The 2,095-nt window shown below is 74.2% G+C and carries 3 protein-coding genes; 1 reads left to right on the top strand and 2 read right to left on the bottom strand.

Translation table 11 applies throughout. The features are described 5' to 3' along the window. On the bottom strand, positions 1 to 793 hold a 793-nt coding region (locus PKE44_RS18660), incomplete at its 3' end, for an MFS transporter (protein WP_324554231.1). 152 nt (positions 794 to 945) lie between these two features. On the opposite strand from PKE44_RS18660, the gene PKE44_RS18655 reads away from it, so the two are divergent. Beyond that, entirely contained in the window at positions 946 to 1,689 is a 744-nt protein-coding gene (locus PKE44_RS18655) for an HD-GYP domain-containing protein (RefSeq protein ID WP_324554229.1), read from the top strand. A gap of 26 nt (positions 1,690 to 1,715) precedes the next feature. Here PKE44_RS18655 and PKE44_RS18650 read toward each other — a convergent pair. Continuing rightward, positions 1,716 to 2,095 (bottom strand): septal ring lytic transglycosylase RlpA family protein (locus PKE44_RS18650; RefSeq protein WP_324554227.1); only part of this gene is annotated, 380 nt, incomplete at its 5' end.

Here is a 2,095-nt window from a genome sequence, read left to right as displayed (position 1 = left end):
CCGCCGACAGCAGCCAGCCGAGCGTGTGCGGGCCGCCGCCGTAGACCTCGCGCGCCACGACCTGCATCAGCGTCGCGTACGGGCCGACGGCGAGGCTGAGCGGCGCCAGCAGCCCGAGTGCCGCGGCCAGCGGCGCGAAGTCGCGCGCATAGCGCAGGCCTTCGCGCCAGTGTTCGGCGAACGGCACCGGCGGCGCCCGCGGGGGCGGAGGCGGCCAGTCGATGCGCGCGAGCGCCGCGAGCACGGCGACGTAGCTCAGCGCATTCAGCGCGAAGCACACGCCTTCGCCGAGCGCGGCGACCAGCGCGCCGGCGAGCGCCGGGCCGAGCGCGCGCGCGACATTGAAGCTGAGGGAATTCAGCGCGATGGCATTGGGCAGCAGCGTGCGGTCACCGACCAGCTCGGCCTGCAGGGCCTGCCGCAGCGGCAGATCGAGCGCCGAGATCGCGCCGAGCGCGAGTGCGAGCGCGACCAGATGCCAGACCTCGATGCGACCGGCGAGCGTCAGCGCCGCGAGCCCGCCCGCCTGCACGGCCGCGAGGCACTGCGTCGTCCACAGCGCACGGCGCCGGTCGATGCGATCGACCAGCACGCCGGCGAACGGGCCGAGCACGAGCACGCCGGCGTTGGCGCAGAAGCCGATCAGCCCGAGCAGCGCCGGCGAGCCGCTCAGGCGCCAGGCGAGCCAGCCCATTGCCACCTGCTGCAGCCAGGTGCCGAGCAGCGACACGCTCTGGCCGAGCCAGTAGCGGCGGTAGTTGGCGCTCGCGAGCGCACGGAAGGGGTTGCGCATGGCGGATCGGGGGTCGGGGAGGCGGCGGAGGGCGGCTGTATGGCGCAGGGGTGCGCAAGCGCAGCGGACTGTGACGCCGGCATGACGATTCTGTCATGTACCGCTACGCTGCGCGGGCTGTCCTGCAAACCAGCAGGCCGCAGGAGACCACGATGGCACTGCCGCCCGATGCGCGCCGCCCCGGCGCGGATGTGCTGGCTGATCCCGCCGGTTATTTCGAAGATCTGGAACGGGTCGCTGCCGGCAGCACGGCGCTGCCGGCGCTGCGCTGCCTGCTCGTGACCGCGGCGCTGCGCGACGACGACACCGGCCGGCATACGGTGCGCGTCGGCTACATGGCCGAGCTGATCGGCCGCCGGCTCGGGCTGGACGAGGACACCTGCCTGCGCCTGCGCGCCAGCGCGCCGCTGCACGACATCGGCAAGCTCGCGATCCCGGATGCGATCCTGAACAAGCCGGGGCCGCTCGATGCCGCCGAGATGGCGGTGATGCGCCGCCACGCCGAGTTCGGCGAGCGCATCCTCGCGAGCACCGGCGAGCCGCTGTTCCGGATGGCGGCCGACATCGCCGGCGCGCACCACGAGCACTACGACGGCAGCGGTTACCCGCGCGGTCTCAGGCGGGACGCGATCCCGCTCGCGGCGCGCATCACCGCTGTCTGCGACTTCTACGATGCGCTGCGCATGGATCGGGTCTACCGCAAGGCGCTGCCGGATGCGACCGTGCTCGGCTGGATGCAGGAGCAGCGCGGCCGGGCCTTCGATCCGCAGGTGCTCGATGCCTTCTCCGACTGCTGCGGCGAACTCGCCGAGGCCCACGACTGGCTGGAGGAGCAGGCGGCGCGGCTGTTCACGATGCTGCGCGCGCAGGCCGCCGGGCAGTCGCCGCCGGTCTGAGGGCGTCGATGTACGGCTGGCGCCCCTCAGCCGCGCCCGATCGGCTCGACGCTGACGCGCGCCGCGCCGCTGCGCATGCCGATGCGGCGGGCGGCGGCCGGTGACAGGTCGATGATGCGGCCGCGGAAGCCGACGCCGCGGTCGTTGATCGTGACCACGACGCTGTGGCCGGTGTCGAGCCGGGTCACGCGCACCGTGGTGCCGAGCGGCAGCGTGCGGTGCGCGGCGGTCATCGCCTCGGGGTCGAAGCGTTCGCCGCTGGCGGTGTGGCGGCCGCTGAGGCGCCGGCTGTAGACGGTGGCCTTGCCGAGGCTGGTCGAGGCGGTCGCCGCCGGTTTCGTGCGCCGCGTCGCGACGGCGTGGCGGCCGGGCGCGGGCTTGCGGGCGGTGCTGCGGGCGGAGGCGT

Source organism: Plasticicumulans sp. (assembly GCF_035331805.1).
Lineage (GTDB): Bacteria > Pseudomonadota > Gammaproteobacteria > Competibacterales > Competibacteraceae > Plasticicumulans.
The sequence above is the reverse complement of the archived record's forward strand: the minus strand, read 5'-3'. Positions and strand labels throughout refer to the sequence as shown.

Excerpts from the sequence above, each read along its gene's own strand:
- PKE44_RS18655 (WP_324554229.1), top strand. The coding sequence starts at position 946 with ATGGCACTGCCGCCCGATGCGCGCCGCCCCGGCGCGGATGTGCTGGCT.